The organism is Pseudomonas mucoides, assembly GCF_015461845.1.
GTDB lineage: Bacteria > Pseudomonadota > Gammaproteobacteria > Pseudomonadales > Pseudomonadaceae > Aquipseudomonas > Aquipseudomonas mucoides.
In genome coordinates this window covers 495,895-517,206 of sequence record NZ_JACOPW010000002.1, presented here as the reverse complement: position 1 = coordinate 517,206, position 21,312 = coordinate 495,895, and the positions used below count along the sequence as shown (strand labels likewise).

Annotated in this window: 22 protein-coding genes; 12 read left to right on the top strand and 10 right to left on the bottom strand. The window is 57.5% G+C overall.

The genetic code is table 11. The features are described from left to right. Positions 1 to 147: 147 nt before the first annotated feature. A complete protein-coding gene (locus H8F22_RS10900) occupies positions 148 to 504 on the top strand; it encodes a hypothetical protein (protein WP_027922989.1) in 357 nt (118 codons plus the stop codon). 72 nt (positions 505 to 576) lie between these two features. Then, entirely contained in the window at positions 577 to 807 is a 231-nt protein-coding gene (locus H8F22_RS10895) for a hypothetical protein (RefSeq protein ID WP_194940106.1), read from the top strand. An 8-nt stretch (positions 808 to 815) separates the two neighbouring features. On the opposite strand, the gene H8F22_RS10890 is transcribed toward H8F22_RS10895, so the two are convergent. Both H8F22_RS10890 and H8F22_RS10885 read right to left on the bottom strand, forming a co-directional pair. Continuing rightward, complete coding sequence (locus H8F22_RS10890) at positions 816 to 1,097, bottom strand: hypothetical protein (protein ID WP_027922991.1); 282 nt, start codon at positions 1,095 to 1,097, stop codon at positions 816 to 818. A gap of 140 nt (positions 1,098 to 1,237) precedes the next feature. Then, entirely contained in the window at positions 1,238 to 1,429 is a 192-nt protein-coding gene (locus tag H8F22_RS10885) for an SH3 domain-containing protein (RefSeq protein ID WP_027922992.1), read from the bottom strand. A 294-nt stretch (positions 1,430 to 1,723) separates the two neighbouring features. Here H8F22_RS10885 and galU point away from each other — a divergent pair, with 294 nt between their 5' ends. Both galU and gorA read left to right on the top strand, forming a co-directional pair. Further along, complete coding sequence (gene galU, locus H8F22_RS10880; protein ID WP_010460715.1) at positions 1,724 to 2,563, top strand: UTP--glucose-1-phosphate uridylyltransferase GalU; 840 nt, start codon at positions 1,724 to 1,726, stop codon at positions 2,561 to 2,563. A gap of 130 nt (positions 2,564 to 2,693) precedes the next feature. Continuing rightward, on the top strand, positions 2,694 to 4,052 hold the full coding sequence (gorA, locus tag H8F22_RS10875) for a glutathione-disulfide reductase (protein ID WP_027922993.1): 1,359 nt from the start codon (positions 2,694 to 2,696) through the stop codon (positions 4,050 to 4,052). On the opposite strand, the gene H8F22_RS10870 is transcribed toward gorA, so the two are convergent. Next, positions 4,049 to 5,059, bottom strand: coding sequence for a DNA-binding protein (locus tag H8F22_RS10870; RefSeq protein WP_194940105.1), 1,011 nt, complete (start codon positions 5,057 to 5,059; stop codon positions 4,049 to 4,051). The two genes, gorA and H8F22_RS10870, sit on opposite strands and share 4 nt — an antisense overlap. Positions 5,060 to 5,237: 178 nt before the next feature. Between H8F22_RS10870 and H8F22_RS10865 the strand changes: the two genes are divergently transcribed. From H8F22_RS10865 to ahpF, 3 genes are all read left to right on the top strand, one after another. After that, complete coding sequence (locus tag H8F22_RS10865) at positions 5,238 to 6,176, top strand: site-specific integrase (protein ID WP_027922995.1); 939 nt, start codon at positions 5,238 to 5,240, stop codon at positions 6,174 to 6,176. Between the two features lie 150 nt (positions 6,177 to 6,326). Next, on the top strand, positions 6,327 to 6,890 hold the full coding sequence (gene ahpC / locus H8F22_RS10860) for an alkyl hydroperoxide reductase subunit C (RefSeq protein WP_027922996.1): 564 nt from the start codon (positions 6,327 to 6,329) through the stop codon (positions 6,888 to 6,890). 139 nt (positions 6,891 to 7,029) lie between these two features. After that, entirely contained in the window at positions 7,030 to 8,595 is a 1,566-nt protein-coding gene (ahpF, locus tag H8F22_RS10855) for an alkyl hydroperoxide reductase subunit F (protein WP_194940104.1), read from the top strand. 88 nt (positions 8,596 to 8,683) lie between these two features. Here ahpF and gloA read toward each other — a convergent pair whose 3' ends face one another. Further along, positions 8,684 to 9,205, bottom strand: a complete 522-nt coding sequence (gene gloA, locus H8F22_RS10850; RefSeq protein ID WP_059182887.1) for a lactoylglutathione lyase — start codon at positions 9,203 to 9,205, stop codon at positions 8,684 to 8,686. A gap of 143 nt (positions 9,206 to 9,348) precedes the next feature. On the opposite strand from gloA, the gene H8F22_RS10845 reads away from it, so the two are divergent. Continuing rightward, positions 9,349 to 9,873, top strand: a complete 525-nt coding sequence (locus H8F22_RS10845) for a DUF4946 domain-containing protein (RefSeq protein WP_027922998.1) — start codon at positions 9,349 to 9,351, stop codon at positions 9,871 to 9,873. Between the two features lie 176 nt (positions 9,874 to 10,049). Here the strand turns inward: H8F22_RS10845 and H8F22_RS10840 are convergent, their stop codons facing one another. From H8F22_RS10840 to H8F22_RS10830, 3 genes are all read right to left on the bottom strand, one after another. Then, entirely contained in the window at positions 10,050 to 10,415 is a 366-nt protein-coding gene (locus tag H8F22_RS10840; protein ID WP_027922999.1) for a histone-like nucleoid-structuring protein, MvaT/MvaU family, read from the bottom strand. Between the two features lie 233 nt (positions 10,416 to 10,648). Beyond that, the gene (locus H8F22_RS10835) at positions 10,649 to 12,184 is read right to left on the bottom strand and encodes an EAL domain-containing protein (protein WP_027923000.1); all 1,536 of its coding nucleotides are present in this window, start codon (positions 12,182 to 12,184) and stop codon (positions 10,649 to 10,651) included. Positions 12,185 to 12,299: 115 nt separating this feature from the next. Next, positions 12,300 to 13,172: a LysR family transcriptional regulator gene (locus H8F22_RS10830; RefSeq protein WP_027923001.1), complete on the bottom strand. Its 873-nt coding sequence runs from the start codon at positions 13,170 to 13,172 to the stop codon at positions 12,300 to 12,302. Between the two features lie 98 nt (positions 13,173 to 13,270). Here H8F22_RS10830 and H8F22_RS10825 point away from each other — a divergent pair, with 98 nt between their 5' ends. Together H8F22_RS10825 and hppD are read left to right on the top strand one after the other, a co-directional pair. Next, positions 13,271 to 14,188, top strand: a complete 918-nt coding sequence (locus H8F22_RS10825; RefSeq protein WP_407692649.1) for a DMT family transporter — start codon at positions 13,271 to 13,273, stop codon at positions 14,186 to 14,188. Between the two features lie 256 nt (positions 14,189 to 14,444). Then, positions 14,445 to 15,521 carry a 4-hydroxyphenylpyruvate dioxygenase gene (gene hppD, locus H8F22_RS10820; protein ID WP_027923003.1) on the top strand — a complete coding sequence of 359 codons (1,077 nt, stop codon included), beginning with the start codon at positions 14,445 to 14,447 and terminating at the stop codon, positions 15,519 to 15,521. Positions 15,522 to 15,647: 126 nt separating this feature from the next. On the opposite strand, the gene rarD is transcribed toward hppD, so the two are convergent. Beyond that, on the bottom strand, positions 15,648 to 16,529 hold the full coding sequence (gene rarD, locus H8F22_RS10815; RefSeq protein WP_027923004.1) for an EamA family transporter RarD: 882 nt from the start codon (positions 16,527 to 16,529) through the stop codon (positions 15,648 to 15,650). Between the two features lie 195 nt (positions 16,530 to 16,724). Then, positions 16,725 to 17,738, bottom strand: coding sequence for an aldo/keto reductase (locus H8F22_RS10810; protein ID WP_194940102.1), 1,014 nt, complete (start codon positions 17,736 to 17,738; stop codon positions 16,725 to 16,727). Positions 17,739 to 18,209: 471 nt separating this feature from the next. On the opposite strand from H8F22_RS10810, the gene H8F22_RS10805 reads away from it, so the two are divergent. After that, on the top strand, positions 18,210 to 18,581 hold the full coding sequence (locus H8F22_RS10805) for a DUF6124 family protein (RefSeq protein ID WP_059182891.1): 372 nt from the start codon (positions 18,210 to 18,212) through the stop codon (positions 18,579 to 18,581). Positions 18,582 to 18,639: 58 nt separating this feature from the next. Here the strand turns inward: H8F22_RS10805 and H8F22_RS10800 are convergent, their stop codons facing one another. Continuing rightward, positions 18,640 to 19,950 (bottom strand): MFS transporter, encoded by a 1,311-nt coding sequence (locus H8F22_RS10800; RefSeq protein WP_027923007.1) that lies wholly within the window; start codon positions 19,948 to 19,950, stop codon positions 18,640 to 18,642. Between the two features lie 168 nt (positions 19,951 to 20,118). On the opposite strand from H8F22_RS10800, the gene H8F22_RS10795 reads away from it, so the two are divergent. Then, the gene (locus H8F22_RS10795; RefSeq protein ID WP_194940101.1) at positions 20,119 to 21,231 is read left to right on the top strand and encodes a sugar diacid recognition domain-containing protein; all 1,113 of its coding nucleotides are present in this window, start codon (positions 20,119 to 20,121) and stop codon (positions 21,229 to 21,231) included. Positions 21,232 to 21,312 lie beyond the last annotated feature (81 nt).

The window sequence follows — 21,312 nt, the reverse complement described above, 5'->3', positions numbered from 1 at the left end:
TCAGCCCGCACAGGTAATTATCGGGTCGTCATGGTTCGCTTTGGCAATTAAAAACAGTTATTCGGCATTCTGTGGGCGATAAAAGCGGTGCGCCTCGGAGAAAATCAGCAATTGTGCTGTCCGAGGGTCTTTATCGGAGGTTTTTGTATGAAGTGGGGTGTGTTAGTCCTGCCGTTGGCGTTGGTCGTAAGTGGCTGCGCCAGCGTGACTGAGATCAACGAGACGCTGCCGACCATGAACGTGATCTCAGGAAAAAAGCCCCATGAGTATGCACAGTGCCTGGTTGAGCAACTGGCCGATAGCCGTGGTGCTTTGCAGGTTGAGCCACACAAAGACGGGGTGCGCGTGATCGTTCCGGCGAAGTTCTCGTCGGACCCGGCCGCCGTCTTTGATATTGAAGAGCGTTCCGGTGGCAGCAGCATCAAGCTGCATGAGCGCATGTCCAATGTGCCGGTACGCCCCAAGGATGTGCAGAAAGCCGCCAACGCCTGCATTTCCGGCTGATACACTAGCGACAATCTACATCGATGCCGTCAAGGCTGTGCTTTGACGGCATTGTCATTTCTGGAGTCAGGCATGAAGCGAGAGCAGGTTCGGGAGCGGCATACAGAGGGTCACATCTCTGCCACCCATGTGATTCAGAACCCGGCGAATCCAGGGGAGTGGATCGTGTTTTTCAAGAAAAGCGCCGGGCGCAGTTATTTTCTGGTGGACGATAACGACGAAGTCGAATCGTTCAGCCGTCTCGACGACCTGATCGAGACCGTGCGCGGTCTCGGGATTAAGTTTGCTGAAATTCACATGTAGCGTCGGACTTACTTGCAGACCACCAAGACACTGCGGTTCTTGAAATTGCCTACATCGACGCCAAGGGTCTTGTCGCTTTCCTTGGTTGACGGCGTGCCGTCGGTCCCGACGATTCGATAGCCGGTGCCAGCGCAGGATGCATCGGCTTTTTCGTAGCAGGTGGCCCACGAGTTGGCTTCGCCGGAGCAGTCGATGGCCAGCCCCTGTTCGCCGTTTTTCAGGTAAGCCGTTTCCGAGGTGGCGCAGCCGCTCAGGGCCAATACTGCAATCAGAGGCAAAAATTTAGTCATGTCGTTGTCGTCGTCAGGATGATGGGGCTAAGCCTGTGACAGCGCTGGCATCAAAAGGTTATAGCGAAGGGCCACTTCCCTTGCGTGTAATCACAAAAAAGCCCTGCGCGAAGCAGGGCCTGGTCAGAAACCGGTTCAGATCAAGTCTTGTCTTTGCCGCGACGTTTGGCGGGTGCTGGGTGTTCAAGCTGCAATACGGATGCCACTTCAATCGCCCGTGCTTCGGTAGGGAACGGCCCGGTGATCGTCTCGGTATCGCCGAAGTTCTTTATCCACCATTCGCCGTCTTTCTGTTTGATCAGGAACCCGTTGACGCTTTTTGCTTCCGACATCTATCTGCCTCGTTGGCTTGTTCAATTGCGCCATGATAACGCCAAATGCACCCAGAGAGTGCTGATGGGCGTATGGTGGTGCGATTGCATGTCTGGTGTGATCGCCAGTGCAGGTTCCGGGTTATCTGCTATCTATTAGAAGCTGTCGAAGGATCTGTGCAGCGATATGCGGAACTATCCGCGAGAATATTTCTCTATGTTGGCATCGGTTAGCCAGTGCGGGGCATTGTAAGGTGCACGCCGCCTGATTAGACTGCGCCGAAACTCGTACACACAGCCCTTTCAAGGACTTATATGATCAAGAAATGCTTGTTCCCAGCAGCCGGTTACGGTACTCGCTTCCTGCCAGCGACTAAAGCCATGCCCAAAGAAATGCTGCCGGTGGTAAACAAGCCACTGATCCAGTACGGCGTCGAAGAAGCTCTGGATGCCGGTTTGACCGAAATCTCCATCGTTACCGGTCGCGGCAAGCGCGCCCTGGAAGACCACTTCGACATCAGCTACGAGCTGGAAAACCAGATCAAGGGCACCGACAAAGAGAAATACCTGGTCGGTATCCGCAAGCTGCTCGACAATTGCTCGTTCTCCTATACCCGTCAGACCGAAATGAAAGGCCTGGGTCACGCGATCCTGACCGGTCGCCCGCTGATCGGTGACGAACCGTTCGCCGTGGTGCTGGCGGATGACTTGTGTGTAAACCTTGAAGGTGACGGCGTTCTGACCCAGATGGTCAAGCTGTACAAGCAGTTCCGCTGCTCGATCGTCGCCATTCAGGAAGTCGACCCACAAGAAACTCACAAGTACGGCGTGATCGCCGGTGAGATGATTCGCGATGATATCTACCGCGTTCACAGCATGGTCGAGAAACCAAAGCCGGAAGATGCACCGTCCAACCTGGCGATCATCGGTCGCTACATCCTGACCCCGGATATCTTCGACCTGATCGAACAAACCGAGCCAGGCAAGGGTGGTGAAATCCAGATCACCGACGCCCTGATGAAGCAAGCCCAGAACGGCTGCGTGATGGCCTACAAGTTCAAAGGCAAGCGTTTCGACTGTGGTGGCGCTGAAGGCTACATCGATGCGACCAACTTCTGCTTCGAGAACTTCTACAAGACTGGCAAGGCTTACTGATAGCTGTTGACTCGCTTGTATTGAAAAGCCACCTTCGGGTGGCTTTTTTATTTTCTGGCCCTATATCGTTTGCAGCACTTGCCCGGCGAACGTCTGCGGGTATGCTTGTGGACTGCCGAGGAGATTGAAAATGGCCTTTGATTTTGATTTGTACGTGATTGGCGCCGGTTCCGGTGGTGTTCGAGCTGCACGGTTTTCCGCCGGATTTGGCGCAAAAGTGGCCGTGGCCGAGAGCCGCTATCTGGGCGGTACCTGCGTGAACGTCGGCTGTGTGCCGAAGAAATTGCTCGTCTACGGTGCGCACTTCGCCGAAGACTTCGAGCAGTCTTCCGGTTTTGGCTGGACGCTGGGCGAGGCGCAGTTTGATTGGGCCACGCTGATCGCCAACAAGGACCGCGAGATCAATCGCCTGAATGGCATTTACCGCAACTTGCTGGTCAACAGCGGCGTCACCTTGCATGAAGGCCACGCCAAAATCGTCGATCCGCACACGGTCGAGATCAATGGTGAACGCCATACCGCTAAAAACATCCTGATTGCGACCGGTGGCTGGCCGCAGATCCCGGAAATCCCGGGACACGAGCATGCAATCAGCTCCAACCAGGCGTTTTTCCTCAAGGAACTGCCGAAGCGTGTTCTGGTGGTGGGCGGTGGTTACATTGCCGTTGAGTTCGCCGGTATCTTCCACGGGTTGGGTGCCAAGACCACGTTGCTGTACCGCGGTGAGTTGTTCTTGCGCGGTTTCGATGGCGCGGTGCGCAAGCATTTGCAGGAAGAATTGACCAAGCGTGGCATGGACCTGCAATTCAACTCCGACATTGAGCGTATCGACAAGCAGCCTGATGGCAGTCTGAAGGTTGCACTCAAGGATGGTCGCGAGCTGGAAGCGGATTGTGTGTTCTACGCGACTGGCCGGCGTCCGATGCTCGACAACCTCGGGCTTGAAAACACCGGCGTCAAACTCGACAAGAAAGGCTTTGTCGAGGTCGATGAGCAGTATCAGACGGCTGAACCGTCGATCCTGGCGCTCGGCGATGTAATCGGTCGTGTTCAGCTGACGCCGGTCGCTCTGGCCGAAGGCATGGCTGTGGCTCGACGCTTGTTCAAGCCTGAGCAATACCGCCCGGTGGATTACAAGATGATTCCGACCGCCGTGTTCAGCCTGCCGAACATTGGCACCGTTGGCTTGAGCGAGGAAGACGCTCGCGAAGCGGGCCACGAGGTGGTGATCTACGAAAGCCGTTTCCGCCCAATGAAGCTGACCCTGACTGAGTGCCAGGAGCGCACGCTGATGAAACTGGTGGTAGAGGCCAAGACCGACAAGGTGTTGGGCTGCCACATGGTCGGGCCGGATGCCGGCGAGATCGTCCAGGGCTTGGCGATTGCCTTGAAGGCAGGGGCGACCAAGCGCGATTTCGACGAAACCATCGGCGTGCACCCGACGGCCGCCGAAGAGTTCGTCACCATGCGTACGCCTGTCGCCGGTTAATCGTCCTTGGCTGCGTCTGGCGCTGTTGCAACAGCAGCCGCCAGGCGCATGCTTTCATCGAGGCTCGCCTGAGTCTTGAGTAATTCAATTTCCAGCGCTTTATTAGCCTGCGACTGCTCGTCGACGCTCTGTTTCAGCGACTGACTTTCCAGCAGGGCGACGCGCAAGCGTTCCTGGAGGAGGGTGCGTTCGCTGTCGATGCGGTTGACCTGTTCCAGCAGTTGATCCTGCCGGCTATTGGTGTGCTTGAGTTGATCCTGCAACAGGCTCAGCTCCCTCTGGGAGCCGCGGTTTTCAGTGAACAAACGCTCATTGTCGCGGTGCAGCTGAGTGATCTCGTCCTGACGCACCATCGCGCTTTGCTGTGCCTGACGCAGCTCCATTTGAATCTGCTGCACCTGGCTTTCGTGGCGGCCTTGTTCCTGCTCACGCTGTTCCTTGACGGCGTTGCGGTAGTGCTCCAAGGCCTCGCGGGCGTGCAGGTGCTTTTCTTCCAGTGAGCGAATCTGCTCGTCCTTGTCCTGCAAGCGCAATTCGAAACCGGCCAGTGCCTGATTCAACCCGGCATTGCGGGTTTGCTCGGTTTGCAGCATGGAGCGGGTTTCTTGTAGCGATTCGGATTCCTGGGTCAGTGCCAGGCTTTGCATCTCGTACTGCTGATGCAATTCGATATTGGCTTCCTGGGCTTCTGAAAGCTGGCTTTCCAGTGTTTTGCGCTGCTGGTCGAACTGCTCGCGAGCCTGGTCGATCGGTTCCTGGGCCTTCTCTTTCAGGCGTTGGGCCAGGCGCGACACCAGATCCGCCAGTTCGTCATCGATGGGTTCCGCCACGGGCTCGGCCCGTTCACGGCCGTCATCCAGTTCCTTCAGGTAGCGATGGATCGTGGTTTTCGAGCCGGTGTTGCCCATTTCGATCCGTACTGCATCGATGCTTGGGTTTTCGCCACGGGCGAGGATCGCCAACCGTGCCGCTTGCACCACTGCTTTATTTACGCCGCCACGAGCCATGAGTTCTCCTACGATTTCGTACTGTGGTACATGCCACTAAAGTACGCAGTGTACCATCTGAAAAATAAAGATAAATGATGTCAATATGTCATGCGGGATATACTGGTATTACCCCGTGTGATGAGCCGCACGGCACGATTGCACCCGCCAACGCGGTACGTTTTAGAGAGTTGAACCGATGACCGAGCTGGATCGATACCTACAGGCCGCCACGCGCGACAACACCCGGCGCAGCTACCGGGCAGCCATTGAGCATTTCGAAGTCACGTGGGGCGGGTTTCTGCCGGCCACCGCCGACAGCGTCGCGCGCTATCTGGTGGCGTATGCGGGGGAGTTGTCGATCAATACGCTGAAGTTGCGTCTGTCGGCGCTGGCGCAGTGGCACCACAGTCAGGGATTTCCTGATCCGACCAAGGCGCCAGTGGTGCGCAAGGTCTTCAAGGGGATTCGCGCGCTGCACCCGGCTCAGGAAAAACAGGCCGAACCGTTGCAACTGCAACATCTGGAGCAGGTGGTTGCCTGGTTGGAAAAAGAAGCGGCAGAAGCCAGGGCGCAGCAGGATCGACCGGCGCTCCTGCGGGCGCGGCGCGACATGGCGCTGATCCTCCTGGGATTCTGGCGCGGGTTTCGCAGTGATGAGCTGTGCCGTGTACAAATCGAGCACGTTCAAGCGATCGCCAGCTCTGGCATCACACTCTACTTACCGCGCACCAAGAGCGACCGCGAGAACCTCGGCAAGACCTACCAGACCCCAGCCTTGCAACGCCTTTGCCCGGTGAACGCTTACATCCAGTGGATCACCGAAGCCGCATTGGTTCGTGGGCCGGTGTTTCGAGGCATCGATCGCTGGGGGCACCTGAGCGAGGAGGGGTTGCACGCCAACAGCGTCATCCCGCTACTGCGCCAGGCCCTTGAGCGCGCCGGCATTCCCGCCGAGCACTACACCAGTCACTCCTTGCGACGCGGCTTTGCCAGTTGGGCCCATCAGAGTGGTTGGGACTTGAAGTCGTTGATGAGTTACGTGGGCTGGAAGGATATGAAGTCCGCCATGCGCTATGTTGAAGCCAGCCCGTTTCTGGGCATGGCCCGACTCGCGGAAAAGCCGTTGGCGCTGTAGATCACGTTTTCTTCTATTAATACCGTCGGCTAATAGCGAAAACAAATCACCAGCATGAGGTTTGCCAATGAGCCATCCGGGGATCGAGTGGGTAGGATTCACCCCATCACCTTGTTAACCCAACTTTTCAACCCTGACGGAGAGTCATCGATGCCTATCATCAACAGCCACGTTAAACCGTTCAAAGCTGACGCCTTCAAAAATGGCGACTTCGTAAAAGTGTCGGACGCTGACCTGAAAGGCAAATGGTCTGTCGTTTTCTTCTACCCGGCTGACTTCACCTTCGTTTGCCCGACCGAACTGGAAGACCTCGCTGACAACTACGACGCGTTCCAGAAACTGGGCGTCGAGATCTACAGCGTTTCCACCGATACCCACTTTGCCCACGCTGCCTGGCACAACACTTCGCCAGCCATCGGCAAAATCCAGTACACCATGATCGGTGACCCGACTCACGCCATCTCCCGCAACTTCGACGTGCTGATCGAAGACGCAGGCCTGGCTGACCGTGGCACCTTCGTGATCAACCCTGAAGGCCAGATCAAAATCGTTGAACTGAACGATGGCGGCGTTGGCCGCGACGCTTCCGAGCTGCTGCGCAAGATCAAGGCTGCCCAGTACGTCGCTGCTCACCCAGGCCAGGTTTGCCCAGCCAAGTGGAAAGAAGGCGAGGCCACTCTGGCGCCGTCCCTGGACCTGGTCGGCAAGATCTAAGTCTGTGAGCGCTACAACAGGGCGGTACGCCGCACCTACTCAGTAAGCTGCAACCGCCCTCAAAAACGCCCGGGCGAGATTCGCTCGGGCGTTTTTTTATGCCTGCTTTTCACGAAATACCAGAAAGGAAATCGCCCGTATGTTGGACGCCAATCTTAAAGCCCAGTTGAAATCGTACCTGGAACGGGTCACCCAGCCGATCGAGATCGTTGCCTCCCTCGACGACGGTGCGAAATCCCAGGAAATGCTCGAACTGTTGAAAGACGTTGCCAGTCTTTCCACGCAAATTACTTTGCTCGATAACGGTGATGACGCACGCAAGCCATCGTTCTCGATCAATCGCCCGGGCGCCGACATCAGCCTGCGCTTTGCCGGCCTCCCGATGGGCCACGAATTCACCTCGTTGGTGTTGGCGCTGTTGCAAGTCGGCGGCCACCCTTCGAAGGCCAGCGTTGAAGTGATCGAACAGATTCGCTCACTCAAAGGCGAGTTCAGCTTCGAGACTTACTTCTCGCTGTCCTGCCAGAACTGCCCGGACGTGGTCCAGGCGCTGAACCTGATGGCCGTGTTGAACCCCAACATCCGCCACGTCGCCATTGATGGCGCGCTGTTCCAGGCCGAAGTCGATGAGCGCCAAGTCATGGCAGTGCCAAGCATCTACCTGAACGGCGTGAACTTCGGCCAGGGCCGCATGGGCCTGGAAGAAATCCTCGCCAAGCTCGACACCCGCGGCATCGAGCGTCAAGCCGAGAAGCTCAGCGCCAAGGACGCCTTTGATGTATTGGTCGTCGGCGGTGGTCCAGCGGGTGCAGCAGCGGCGATCTATGCCGCGCGTAAAGGCATTCGCACCGGTGTCGCGGCAGAACGTTTTGGTGGGCAGGTGCTCGACACCATGGCCATCGAAAACTTCATCTCCGTGCAGGAAACCGAAGGGCCAAAACTGGCCAGCGCGCTCGAAGAACACGTCAAGCAATACGACGTCGATATCATGAACCTGCAACGCGCAACCGCGCTGATCCCGGCGAAGAATCCCGGTGAGTTGCATGAGGTCCGTTTCGAAAGCGGTGCCACACTGAAAACCAAGGCGCTGATTCTCGCCACCGGTGCGCGCTGGCGTGAAATGGGCGTGCCGGGCGAGCAGGAATACAAAGCCAAAGGCGTCTGTTTCTGCCCGCATTGCGACGGTCCGCTGTTCAAGGGTAAGCGTGTGGCGGTGATCGGCGGCGGTAATTCCGGCGTTGAAGCGGCCATCGACCTGGCCGGTATCGTCAGCCACGTCACGCTGCTGGAGTTCGACAGCAAACTGCGCGCCGATGCGGTGTTGCAACGCAAGCTGTTCAGCCTGCCGAACGTCACCGTCATTACCAGTGCCTTGACCAGTGAAGTAAAAGGTGATGGCCAGAAGGTGACCGGTCTGGTCTACAAAGATCGCGATTCGGGCGAGTTCAACACGGTCAACCTCGAAGGCATCTTCGTGCAGATCGGTTTGCTGCCTAACACCGATTGGCTCAAGGGCACCATCGAGTTGTCGCCTCGTGGCGAGATCATCGTCGATGCTCGCGGTGAAACCTCGATGCCGGGCGTGTTTGCTGCCGGTGACGTGACCACCGTGCCGTACAAGCAGATCGTGATTGCGGTGGGCGAGGGCGCCAAGGCTTCCCTGAGCGCATTCGATCACCTGATCCGGACCTCGGCCCCCGCATAAACGCCGCCGCTGAAAACACAAAACCCCATGAGTGATCATGGGGTTTTTTGTGCTTCACACACTCCTGCAGGGGTATGTTTGGTGAAGGTTAAAGCGGAGCAGGCTGAATGATTTCAACCCAGTAAGCATCCGGGTCTTTAATGAAGGCCAGGCTCTTCATGCGTCCGTCATTCAAACGCTTCTGAAAGTCACAGCCCAGCGCTTCAAAACGTTCGCACGCCGCGCGGATGTCCGGCACGGAGATGCAAATATGACCAAAACCACGCGGGTCGGTGTTGCCGTTGTGGTAGGCGAAGTCAGGGTCGTTCTCGGTGCCGTGGTTGTGGGTCAGTTCGAGAATGCCGGGAATCGACTTCATCCACTCGGTGCGGGCGGCAGCGTCGGCCGGGATCTGGTTCTTGTCGACCAGGGCGAGGAAATACAGGCTGAATTCCGCTTCTGGAAAATCGCGTTTTTCCACCAGCGAGAAACCGAGGATGCGCGTGTAGAAGTCCAGGGACTTGGTGATGTCCTTGACCCGCAGCATGGTGTGATTGAAGACGAATTTCTGGGTGTCGGTGTCAGGCTGGGCGGTGACGCCTGGGAAGGTGTTCAATTCGTGCAGGCTCATGGGCCCTCCGGAATAAGTGGGGCTAACGAATGGTCACAATGATACGCAAGGGCTCTGACATCACCAAACCCAAACGGTCTGCTATTGCCTGACAGGCGGGCGAGGCTCAGACTTTACGGTTCAATTCGTGAGTGTTTATTGCAATGGTTCGATTCTGTAAGCCGATGTTCGTCCTGCTGGGCCTGTTTTCAATGGTTGCCATTGCTCATGCCGAGGCGCCACAGGTGACGTGGCCCAGTGGCTGGGAAGTCGAAGCCCTTGCGCCAGACGCGGCCAATTCAGCTGTTTCCCGTCAGCGTGCGGTCAAAAACGATCAAAGCGGCACGCCAGTCATGGTCATGGAGTTGACGATGACTCAAGTCGAAAGCGGTCATCAAGTGAATGTGCAGGGCGTTTTGCTTGAGATGCGCAAAGCGGTGCAGAAAGATTTCTTTCAAAGCGGCTATCAAAGTGTCTGCAACAAAATACATCCCGCGACATTGAGCCGCCTGTCGGCGCTGGAAACAACCTGCACCATTACCCAGAACGGGCGACACGTGCTGTCGCAAACATTGGTCGGGGCGGTGGATGCCGATAAAGCCTATGTTCTTTCTTACGCAGGGCAGGCCGAGGCTTATAAGGCAAGTCAGGAAGAAATCGAGGCGGTGCGTAACAGCTTGAAACTTTAGTGTCGGGGGTTTACGTGTCAGTGGATTTTGGCGGTTTCCGACATTTTTAGATACCCAAAGGCATTAAGCATAAAGTTGATCGGTAAGTTGCGAGTTGATCCCGTCAGATCGTTGCATTTAGTGAGTATTCATGAAAAAGCCCTGCATGAGCAGGGCTTTTTTATAACCGCAAGCTGTTAGCCACGCAGCCAGGAATCAACAGTGGCTGCGCCATATTGTTCCTTCCAGGCCTTCAGGCCGCGGTGGTTGCCGCCCTTGGTTTCAATCAGTTCGCCGGTGTGCGGGTTCTGATAGACCTTGACCACGCGAGCGCGGCGGGTTTTAGGTGTTTTTGCTTGTTGCAGGCCGGATTTTGCCGGGTTCGGATCGAGGATGGCGATGATGTCACGCAGGCTTTTGCCGTAGGTTTTCATCAGCCCCTGGAGCTTTTCTTCGAATTCGATTTCTTTCTTGAGGCCGGCATCATTCTTCAGCGATTCCAGCTGCTTGAGCTGTTCCTGAAGGGCCTTTTCAGCTGCACGAAATTCAGCGAGTCTGGACAATATCTTTACTCCAATAGTGTGTTTGGCTGATACCAACCGCAAACAAAGCTATAAGCCAAGAGCCTTGAAGCGACTCGGTGATAGTGGCTCACCTGCTCATCTTGCACAGGTACGAAAAATTGTAGTAGTTAATTGGCCAAGAGTAAATCCTGACATTTTCTTCATGTAACAACAGTAGTCTTTTGATTCAATTTGGTGCGCGATGCCGATGATTCGTCGCATAAAACCATTAGTTAATGGTGGGTTAATGCGCTAATGAATTCTGCGGCGGGCATCGGTCGACCGAACAGATAACCTTGCAGGAAGTTCACACCGTGGGCGGTCAGATAGTCGCTTTGTTCTTCGGTTTCGACACCTTCGGCAACGATCCCCAGATCGAGCTTGGCCGAGAGTTCGATGATGGTGTCCAGAATATGCCGTGAAAGGGCGTCGATGCCGATCATGGCCACGAAACTCTGGTCGATTTTCAGGAAGTCCACATTGAACTGTCGCAGATAACCCAAACTGGAATGCCCGGTGCCAAAGTCGTCAATCGCGATCATCACGCCCAGTGCATGAAGTTGTTCAAAGAGCTCCAACGTAATGTCGCTGGGCTTGATCAATTCGCGCTCGGTCAGTTCCAGCACCAGGTAAATGGAGCCGGGTGCAAAGGCACTGAGAAACTCACGACAGTCCTTGACCAGTTCCAGGTCCTTGCAGTGGCTGGCAGTGATATTGATGCCGATGTGAAAGGGCTCGGCGAACGAGGAAGAAACAGGCCCCAGCAATTGCGCAGTCTGGCGCATGAGGGAACGGGTCATGGGCACGATCAACCCGGAGTCTTCGGCGAACGGGATAAACAGATCAGGCCGGACCAGGCCTTCCTTTGGGTGCTTCCAGCGCATCAACACTTCGGTGCCGGACCACTTCCGGGTATCGCCATGCACCACGGGCTGAAACCAGGGAACAAACTCGTCGGCCGCGAGGGCGCGCTGCATTTCATGAATGGGCGACCATGAACGCCTTTGCAAGACGTGCCCGATGGCGCCCGATGCCACGCCAAAAAAAATCAGCAGGCTGAACAACGGCGGATATTCGCTGGCCATGTAACGCCAGTTTTCCCCTTCTGGGAAACCGGAGACGACTGAAAAGGCATAGCGCGAGGACGTCTGTTCGCTTTCGGCCAAGGGCAAAGCGGGCAGGGCGCCTTCGTGGACTTTGCCGTCGACCGACAACCAGTACGGCCCCACTTGCAACAGCAGTATCGTCTTGCGACCAATCAGGCGCAGCACATTAGTCAAGTGGTAACCGTCTAGCGTCGTCATCGCCCCCTGTTTTCCCTCATTCAGGCGATACACCAGCAACGCCGTATCGGGGGTGACCGGGTTGCCGTTCATAAGCCGCAACTTGCCTTGCACGTAGTTTGCGGCGTCGACCTTTTGCTGAGTGTTACCAAACAACGAAGTGCAATAAAGGTTGTCATCCCACACCAGGCTGGCCGAGCGCACAAACGGGCGGCGGGTGACTTGTTCACGCAAGGCCAGTATGACGTCGTCGCAATTTTTTCCGGCCAGCGGCAACAACTCGCTCGCGGACTGCGCCGTGTTATCCAGCATCAGTTCGAACTGGCGCACGGCTTCGTCTGCGGTCACCCGGGTGCTTTGCTCAAGAGCTCGTCCAGCCTGCATATAGAGAATGGCAAAACCCAATATCACCGGAAGCAATCCACACAGCAGGGTCACCAGAATGCGGATGCGCAACGGGCGACGGCGTTTGGCACTCAATGGCATTCGCGAAATCTCTCACACAGAAACAGGGCTCTCAACTGCGGGCAGGACAACAACACGCCTCCCATAAAGAGTTCAGGTAGTGGCCATGATAGTTGGCCCTTGGCGCTTATGCCGCTCAATGAGCGTTCAGGCCAGTGGCCAGTTTGATAAAGGCCAGCGTCGCGGGTGACGCCTGACGCTGGTCCAGCACCGCCAGTCCGACCTGGCGAATAACGGGGGGCGACAGTGGTTTTTTCACATAGCGACTGTTGACGTTGTCGGGCAGAGAACTTTCAGCCACGACCGTCAACGCATCGCCGCGGCTGACCGTGTCCAGCGTGCTGAGCAATTGTGAGCAGCGATAGCGGATGTTCGGTATGAGGCGAGCGGCGCTGAACAGTCGCGACACCAGCTCCGATGAGCCTGCCTCCGTCAGCACGAACGGGTCGTTGCACAAATCGCTCAAACTCAGATTGTCACGATCGGCCAGTGCGTGCTCGGCAGGCACCAGTGCGACCATCTGATCTTCCAGCAGTGCGAAGGTGTCGAAGCGTTCTTCAGGCAGCACCACAAAACCGATGTCGATTCGCCGCTCTTCAAGCCATTGAATCACCTGGCGATCCGGGCCTTCGTCGATGTGGACTTCAATGCCCGGATGCGCCGTGCGGTAGTGCTGCAGGATCTGCGGCAGCAGGCGGATCGATGAGGTCGGGCCAAACGAGCCGATGCGCAACGTGCCGCGCTTCATCCCGCGCGCATCGGCCGCTTCCTGGCGCAAGGTGTTGGCCAGCCCGAGCATTGTTCGGGCGCGCATTAACAGTTGTTGGCCGATATCGCTCAGTTCGACCTGGGACTGATGCCGCCGCAGCAGTTCGACGCCGAGTTCCTGTTCCAGCGACTTGAGCGCGTGAGACACCGCCGACTGGGAAATCCCCAGGCGATTGGCTGCCGCCGTGAAACCACGCAGTTCAGCAACCAGCGAGAAAATCTCGAGTTGAGTCAGGGTCATGAGTTTTTACTCATTTTACGATGATCGTTGATTAGTCGAATGATACGTCATCTTCCTCGCCCTGGTTTTGCTTCTCCATGACAATCTCTGCGAAAACAATGACTTCGCACACACCGGTGTATCTGAAACTCGCCGCCGTCACCATGATCTGGGGCGGGACATTTGTGGCCGGGCGTTTTCTCGCCGACAGTCTCAGCCCGTTGTTCGCCGCCAGCCTGCGGTTCCTGCTGGCCAGCGCGGCGTTGTTGCTGTTTCTGCTGTTGGCGCGTATCCCGTTGATCCGGCCGAACCCGCAACAATGGCTGCGACTGGCGCTGCTGGGGTTCTTCGGGATCTTCTTCTATAACCTGTGCTTCTTTTATGGGCTGCATTACATCAACGCCTCGCGAGCCTCGTTGATTGTTGCGCTGAACCCGACAGTGATCGGCCTCGCCTCATGGTTGCTGTTCAAGGAGCGCCTGAGCCGGGCCAAAGTCTTCGGCATCGTGATTTGTATGGCCGGGGCGAGTGTGGTGATTGCCAGTCGTAACCCGCAGCTATTGGCCGGCAACGCTGATGCCTGGATAGGTGACTTGCTGATTTTCGGCTGCGTGCTCGGCTGGGGTATTTATTCGCTGTTCTCCAAAGCGCTGAATCATTCGCTGGGGCCGGTGCAGACGGTGACGTATTCGATTCTGTTGGGCACGGCGATGCTCTGGGTGACCAGTGCCGTGCGCGGTGAACTGAGTGTCAGCGCGCTGCTCAGCCTCGGTCCGCAACAATGGCTGAGCCTGATGTACCTCGGGGTTTTGGGTTCGGCGCTGGCCTACATTGGTTATTACGACGGCATCCGCCAGATCGGCGCGACGCGTTCAGGAGTGTTCATAGCCTTGAACCCGTTGACCGCCGTCATCCTCGGCGCACTGTTGCTGGGCGAGCCGTTGACACTGGCGATGTACCTTGGCGGCGTGTTGATTCTGGCGGGGATTTTCCTCTGTAATAAACCCCTTGCGCGAGTAGGGGAAAAGGGGATTTGATACAGAAGGCGGACAAACCGATTTACGCTGTGTAGAATCGGGTTACGCATACAATAATAAACGTCTTCTGGCAGCAGAAGCCTCGCCCGCAAGAGCCTTGGGTCGACAATGAAGAGTTTTGGGTTTCAATTGATCTACGGTGACTTCCTCGCCCGCAGCGTGCGGGGCATCTCCTGTGCGCCACCCGCCGGTCTCAGCATTGCTAGCAACTAACACTTTTTAACTGTTAATTCTAAAAGCATGATGAGGCGCCAAAATGGCAGATTTATACGAAAACCCAATGGGCCTGATGGGCTTTGAGTTCATCGAATTCGCATCGCCAACCCCGAACACCCTGGAGCCGATCTTCGAGATCATGGGCTTCACCAAGGTGGCGACCCACCGCTCCAAAGACGTGCACCTGTATCGCCAGGGCGCGATCAACCTGATCCTCAACAACGAACCGCACAGCGTTGCTTCGTACTTCGCGGCCGAGCACGGCCCGTCGGTATGCGGCATGGCGTTTCGCGTCAAGGATTCGCAGCTCGCCTACAAGCGCGCACTGGAACTCGGCGCCCAGCCGATCCACATCGAAACCGGTCCGATGGAACTGAACCTGCCGGCGATCAAAGGCATTGGCGGTGCGCCGCTGTACCTGATCGACCGTTTCGGCGAAGGCAGCTCGATCTATGACATCGACTTCGTGTTCATCGAAGGTGTGGACCGCAATCCGGTCGGTGCCGGCCTGAAAATCATCGACCACCTGACGCACAACGTGTATCGCGGTCGCATGGCCTACTGGGCCAACTTCTACGAGAAGCTGTTCAACTTCCGCGAAATTCGCTACTTCGACATCAAGGGCGAATACACCGGCCTGACCTCCAAGGCCATGACCGCGCCGGACGGCATGATCCGCATCCCGCTGAACGAAGAGTCGTCCAAGGGCGCCGGGCAGATCGAAGAGTTCCTGATGCAGTTCAACGGCGAAGGCATCCAGCACGTTGCGTTCCTGTCCGATGACCTGATCAAGACCTGGGATCACCTGAAAAGCATCGGCATGCGCTTCATGACCGCGCCACCGGAAACGTATTACGAAATGCTCGAAGGCCGTTTGCCAAACCACGGCGAGCCGGTGGATCAACTGCAAGCGCGGGGCATTCTGCTGGACGGTTCGTCCGAGTCGGGTGACAAGCGCCTGCTGTTGCAGATCTTCTCGGAAACCCTGATGGGGCCGGTGTTTTTCGAATTCATCCAGCGTAAAGGCGACGATGGTTTCGGCGAAGGCAACTTCAAGGCGCTGTTTGAATCGATCGAACGCGACCAGGTTCGTCGTGGCGTGCTCGCCACCGAGTAACCCGCCACACCACTAAACCTGCAGGAGTGAGCCTGCTCGCGATAGCTGTCTTTCAGTCAACATTGATGTTGAATTAGAAGACGCTGTCGCGAGCAGGCTCACTCCTGCATTTGTTTTGTGTAAGGCTTAAGGGCGGCGCTGTCGCATCAGGTGTTTGAAGCCTTCGAACACCAGCACCACCACCGCCATCCAGATCGGAATATAGGTCAACCATTCCCCAGGCTTGATGCTTTCCCCCAGCAGCAACGCCACGCCCAGCAACAACACCGGCTCGACGTAACTCAACAACCCGAAAAGACTAAACGGCAACAAGCGGCTGGCGATGATGTAGACCACCAATGCCGACGCGCTGATCACCCCCAGGATCGGGATCAACAGCGACAGCCACGGGTGTTGATCGAACACGCCGAAGCCTTGCTCGCCACTTTGCACAAACCAGAATGCCACCGGCAGCGTCAACGCCATGTCCAGCCACAAACCACCGAGGTTGTCCGAGGCCAGGCGCTTGCGCACGATGAAATAGGTGGGATAACCAATGCACACCAGCAACGTCGCCCAGGAAAAACCACCGACCTGATACACCTCATTGATCACGCCGAGGCAGGCCAGTACCACGGCGACTTTTTGCAGGTAGGACAAGCGTTCGCCGTAGGCGATTCGCCCGGTCAGCACCATCGTCAGTGGCAGCAGGAAATACCCCAGTGATACGTCCAGGCTGTAGCCGTTGAGCGGCGCCCACATGAACAGCCAGAGTTGCACGCCAAGCAGGGCCGAGGAGGCGATCAGGGCGGCGATCAATGTCGGATTCGCCATGGCGCGCCGGACAATCTCCACCACGCGCGTCCACTCGCCGGACACCACCATGAACACGGTCATGCAGGGCACGGTCAGCAACATGCGCCAGCCGAAAATTTCCACGCCGCTCAGGGGCGTGAGCAACGACGTGTAGTAGTACATGACGGCAAACAGCACCGAGGCCGACACCGATAAAGCGATACCTTTAGACAAACTGCCCTCGCGAGGTTGAAGGTGAAACAGGGCGCAGAGGATACGTGGTTTTACAGTCGAATATCGGCTGATCAATCACCACAAACCTAGTGTGGGAGCGTAGCTTGCCCGCGATGCAGACACCGCGGTACATCCCTCAGACCGCGTCGATGCGATCGCGGGCAAGCCACGCTCCCACACGGGTTGTGTGTTTCTTCAGTGGGTACGCGGTTTACGGCCCGACACAAAATGGCTCACGTCATTAAACCCCGGCGTCGATGAGTGCCCCGGCACCACCAGCGAATCAATAAACGCCTCATCCTGCGCCGTAATCTTCACCGCTTGCGCCTTGGTGTACGCGTCCCACTGTTCTTCGGTGCGCGGCCCGACAATCGCTGAAGTGACCGCGCCGTTGTTCAGCACCCAGGCAATCGCAAACTCGACAATCCCCACGCCACGTTCCTGGGTGTACTGCTGAATCTGCTGGGCAATGCGCAACGACTCAACCCGCCATTCGGTTTCCAGAATGCGTTTGTCGGCACGCCCGGCGCGGCTATCGGCGTCCGGCTTCACATCCGGCGCATATTTGCCGCTGAGCACACCTCGCGCCAACGGGCTGTAAGGCACAACACCCAGACCATAATTGTGGGCGGCGGTGATTTGTTCGGTCTCGGCCTGACGGTTGACGATGTTGTACAGCGGTTGGCTGATCACTGGCCGGTCGACGCCCAGTTGATCGGCCACACGGATCACCTCGGCAATGCGCCAGCCACGGTAGTTCGACAAACCCCAATAGCGAACCTTGCCCTGACGAATCAGGTCGCCCATCGCCGATACGGTCACTTCCAGCGGCGTGTTGTGGTCTTCGCGGTGCAGGTAATAGATGTCGAGGTAGTCAGTGCCCAAACGGGTCAGGCTGGCGTCGATCCCGTTGAACAGGTGTTTGCGGCTCAAGCCGCTGCGGTTCGGTACACCGTCCACCGGGCCGAAGCCAACCTTGGTCGCCAGCACCCATTCATGGCGGTTGCCGGCAATCGCTTCGCCGACGATCTCTTCAGAACGGCCGGCGGTGTAAACGTCGGCGGTGTCGATGAAATTGATGCCCTGGTCCCAGGCTTTATCGATGATCCGCAGGGAATCTTCGGTGCTGGTCTGTTCGCCGAACATCATGGTGCCCAGGGTCAGGGTAGAGACCTGTAAACCTGAATGACCCAGCGTGCGATAGCTCATGAGGAAATCCTTTTACCGGTGGGGGGGGAACGGCCTCAATCAAATACCAGAACCGTCGTCGGGAGCAATCGGAATATCAGCTCAATGGTGGAGCCAGTGTAGGAATGAGCCTGTGGCAATAAACAGCAATGTTTAAACGGGCGGGAGGGAAGGGGCTGGAGGCTACATAACCTTGCGCCGTTGCCTACGACTGCGCCAGAATCCGCCGGCTTGTGCGCCTTGGGGCTGGGCTCTATCGTTTGCTCGTCGCTGAAAAACAGCGATCGGGTTTGGTAGCCCGGGATTTACGTAAGGTTCGCAGCATCACTATTTCGTGGCGTCTTTCGTCTCGACTTTATGGTGGTCATGCACAGGGCGTCTTCGGGCGCGCCGGTCTCCTTGCGTCCCGGTCTACCAACCTGCGTATGGCCACCACCTCTTCGTTTGGTAGCGAAAGTGATGGCTCCTTATTCGACGCAAGGAGTTTCATCTATGTTCAAGATCACACCCAACCCACCAGAAACCGACATCGACACCGACGACGTTTCGCCGTACGAATCCACCAATCCCAAAAAACTCAACACCGCCGCCGACCGCGCCCTCGATTACTACCTCAAACCGGTCATCCCCAAAGACACCCCACGTAAACCCAGCACCATCTATTCCATCGGCCCCGACACCGATCACGAAACCCTGCTGGTCAACGCCTGCGAGACGTTGGCGTCAGCGAGCGTGATGTTGAGTGATTTCGCCGGGCAACTGAACGGCACACAGCGCCATACACTGCTGGGCATTCAAAACTCCGTCATGCTGGGTGAACTGGCGGTGAACCGGATGCTGGATAACGTCGACCCGTATAGCTAAAGCGGTCTCGAGATGATCGTTCCCACGCGCGTGGGAACGATCAGGGGCAGAGGCTTCGTTACACCCGCAACGTCCGCGTCATCCGCAGTGCCAGCAAGCTGCCACCCACAATCACACCTGCCAGCAAATACAACGCAGCATCCGTCGAACCGGTGCTGTCCTTGACCCAACCCACCAGGTAAGGGCTGAGGAAACCCGCCATCTGCCCCATCGAGTTGATCAACGCCAGACCACCCGCCGCCGCGCCCGCGCTCAGCAGTGCCGTCGGCACCGGCCAGAACATCGGCAGGCCGGTGAGGGCGCCCATGGTGGCGATGCTCAGGCCGAGAATCGCAATCGCCGGCGTCGTCGCGAAATTCACCGCGATCAACAGACCCACCGCGCCCATCAACATCGGCACCACCAAATGCCAGCGACGTTCCTTGCGCAGGTCCGCCGAGCGACCGACCAGCAACATGAACACCGCCGCCAACAGGTACGGAATCGCACTCAACCAGCCAATCACCAGGTTATCGCTGAAGCCCAGGTTCTTGATGATCGACGGCAGCCAGAAGTTGATCGCGTACACGCCGCTCTGGATGCAGAAGTAGATCAAACCAAACGCCCAGATCGCCGGGTTTTTGAACACCGCCAGCAACGAATCCGTGGTGGTTTTCGGCTTGTTGGCCAAGTCTTCAGCGTGATCCGCTTCCAGTACCGAGCGCTCGAACGGGGTCAGCCATTTGGCGTTGGCGTAGCTGTCGCTCAGCAGGAAATAGGCGAGGGCACCGAGGATCACAGTCGGAATGCCTTGCAGCAGGAACATCCACTGCCAGCCGGCCAAGCCGCCCTGGCCTGCACCAAAGTGATTGAGGATCCAGCCAGAAAACGGGCTGCCGAGCAGGCCGGACACCGGGATCGCCGACATGAACAGCGCCATGATGCGGCCCCGGCGGAAGGTCGGGAACCATTGCGATAGATACAGGACCACGCCCGGGAAGAACCCGGCTTCGGCGGCGCCGGTGAACAGGCGCAGGGTGTAGAACTCGGTCGGGGTGGTGACGAACAGCAGGCACGTCGAGAGCGTGCCCCAGACGATCATCATCAGCGCGATCCAGCGTCGCGGGCCGAATTTGGTCAGGGCCAGGTTGCTCGGCACGCCGCACAGCACGTAGCCAATAAAGAAGATCCCGGCACCGAGGCCGTACACGGTTTCGCTGAATTTCAGGGCGTCGAGCATCTGCAGTTTGGCAAATCCAACGTTCACCCGGTCGAGGTAGTTGAACAGGTAGCAGATGAAGATGAAGGGGATCAAACGCAGGGTAATGCGTTTGTAGACGGCGTTTTTCTCGTCAACGATGGCCTGGGTAGCGGCGGCGCTCTGTGACATGGCGGCTCTCTCTTTATTATGATTTTTTGCGATGCAAGGGTAACGTTGATCGCCCAGTGAGTCTCGGCCACGCCTTGGGTGGTTGTCTTTGTGCCTGAGCACAGGGTTTGCGACCAAGGCCTGTGCGGGTGAACAACCCGTCCCACCCCGTTTTCAAGGATCACCGTTATGTTCGAACTCGATCACGACCTGGCCCAGGACATCGTCGACCGGGCGATGGCCATCCTGCCGTACAACGTCAACGTGATGGACAGCCAGGGATTGATTCTCGGCAGCGGCGAACCGGAGCGCATCAACACCCGCCACGAGGGTGCGCAATTGGTGCTGGCCAACGGGCGGGTGGTGGAAATCGACGCGCAAACGGCAATGCATCTCAAGGGCGTGCAACCGGGGATCAACTTGCCGCTGCTGCTGGATGGGCGCTTGATTGGCGTGCTTGGCATCACTGGCAAGCCCGAGCCGTTGCGCACCTATGCCGAGTTGGTGCGGATGACCGCCGAGATGCTGGTCGGCCAGCGCAATCAGCAGGCCGACCAGCAATGGCGGCGTCAGCGTTGTGACGATCTGCTCGCGTTGCTGCTGAGCGAGGCCGGGGACTCGCCGCGCTTGCTCGATGAGGCGCAGCAATTGGGGCTCAAGCCGCAGATGACGCGGGTGCCGTATCTTTTTGAACTGGGCTTGGAACACGGCCCGGCGCAAACCGTTGAAGCGCTGAGCGCCTGGCTGATGTCGCGTTACCCGGACAGTTGGTGCGTGAGTTCGGCGAAGTCGTCGTTGCTGTGGTGCCGACCGGCTTCGCAATCGATCGAGAATGATCGGCTGCTGGAAAAACTCGACGGCCTGGGCTGGAACATTTTGCGCATCGCCGTGGGCGGGCAGGCCGATGGCTTATCGGGGCTGCGCCGCTGCTACCGGCGCGTGGGTGATTTGTTGGCGTATGGACGCGATGTGTTGCCGCGTTCGCGCTTGCTGACGCTGACCCGTTATCGATTGCCGGTGATGCTGTGGCGGCATCGTAATGACGATGCGCTGGACGAATTGCTCAAGCCGCTGCGCAAAGTCATTGCCAAGGATGGCAACGGTCAACTGTTGGCGACGCTGCGCAGCTGGTGTGATCACGATGGTCAGAGCCAGGCGTGTGCTGATGCGCTGGGGATTCATCGCAATAGCTTGCGGTATCGGATGGAGCGGATTGCCGAGTTGAGTGGGGTTGATCCTCTCAGGCTGGACGGGATGCTTGCGCTCTACCTCGGCGTCCAGCTCCTGCCCCAAACCGACTGACCGAACACAACCCCTGTAGCAGCTGCCGAGCCTGCGAGGCTGCGTTCGGCTGCGCAGCAGTCGTAAAATCATGCACTGCGG

What these genes read in the sequence shown, in the direction of transcription:
- hppD (WP_027923003.1), top strand. Translation starts at nt 14,445, where the DNA reads ATGGCAGATTTATACGAAAACCCAATGGGCCTGATGGGCTTTGAGTTC.
- gorA (WP_027922993.1), top strand. Translation starts at nt 2,694, where the DNA reads ATGGCCTTTGATTTTGATTTGTACGTGATTGGCGCCGGTTCCGGTGGT.
- H8F22_RS10835 (WP_027923000.1), bottom strand. Translation starts at nt 12,184, where the DNA reads ATGCCATTGAGTGCCAAACGCCGTCGCCCGTTGCGCATCCGCATTCTG.
- H8F22_RS10795 (WP_194940101.1), top strand. Translation starts at nt 20,119, where the DNA reads ATGTTCGAACTCGATCACGACCTGGCCCAGGACATCGTCGACCGGGCG.
- H8F22_RS10845 (WP_027922998.1), top strand. Translation starts at nt 9,349, where the DNA reads ATGGTTCGATTCTGTAAGCCGATGTTCGTCCTGCTGGGCCTGTTTTCA.
- H8F22_RS10810 (WP_194940102.1), bottom strand. Translation starts at nt 17,738, where the DNA reads ATGAGCTATCGCACGCTGGGTCATTCAGGTTTACAGGTCTCTACCCTG.
- ahpF (WP_194940104.1), top strand. Translation starts at nt 7,030, where the DNA reads ATGTTGGACGCCAATCTTAAAGCCCAGTTGAAATCGTACCTGGAACGG.
- H8F22_RS10805 (WP_059182891.1), top strand. Translation starts at nt 18,210, where the DNA reads ATGTTCAAGATCACACCCAACCCACCAGAAACCGACATCGACACCGAC.
- H8F22_RS10900 (WP_027922989.1), top strand. Translation starts at nt 148, where the DNA reads ATGAAGTGGGGTGTGTTAGTCCTGCCGTTGGCGTTGGTCGTAAGTGGC.
- H8F22_RS10895 (WP_194940106.1), top strand. Translation starts at nt 577, where the DNA reads ATGAAGCGAGAGCAGGTTCGGGAGCGGCATACAGAGGGTCACATCTCT.
- H8F22_RS10830 (WP_027923001.1), bottom strand. Translation starts at nt 13,172, where the DNA reads ATGACCCTGACTCAACTCGAGATTTTCTCGCTGGTTGCTGAACTGCGT.
- gloA (WP_059182887.1), bottom strand. Translation starts at nt 9,205, where the DNA reads ATGAGCCTGCACGAATTGAACACCTTCCCAGGCGTCACCGCCCAGCCT.
- H8F22_RS10865 (WP_027922995.1), top strand. Translation starts at nt 5,238, where the DNA reads ATGACCGAGCTGGATCGATACCTACAGGCCGCCACGCGCGACAACACC.
- galU (WP_010460715.1), top strand. Translation starts at nt 1,724, where the DNA reads ATGATCAAGAAATGCTTGTTCCCAGCAGCCGGTTACGGTACTCGCTTC.
- H8F22_RS10825 (WP_407692649.1), top strand. Translation starts at nt 13,271, where the DNA reads ATGACTTCGCACACACCGGTGTATCTGAAACTCGCCGCCGTCACCATG.
- ahpC (WP_027922996.1), top strand. Translation starts at nt 6,327, where the DNA reads ATGCCTATCATCAACAGCCACGTTAAACCGTTCAAAGCTGACGCCTTC.
- H8F22_RS10800 (WP_027923007.1), bottom strand. Translation starts at nt 19,950, where the DNA reads ATGTCACAGAGCGCCGCCGCTACCCAGGCCATCGTTGACGAGAAAAAC.
- H8F22_RS10890 (WP_027922991.1), bottom strand. Translation starts at nt 1,097, where the DNA reads ATGACTAAATTTTTGCCTCTGATTGCAGTATTGGCCCTGAGCGGCTGC.
- H8F22_RS10870 (WP_194940105.1), bottom strand. Translation starts at nt 5,059, where the DNA reads ATGGCTCGTGGCGGCGTAAATAAAGCAGTGGTGCAAGCGGCACGGTTG.
- H8F22_RS10885 (WP_027922992.1), bottom strand. Translation starts at nt 1,429, where the DNA reads ATGTCGGAAGCAAAAAGCGTCAACGGGTTCCTGATCAAACAGAAAGAC.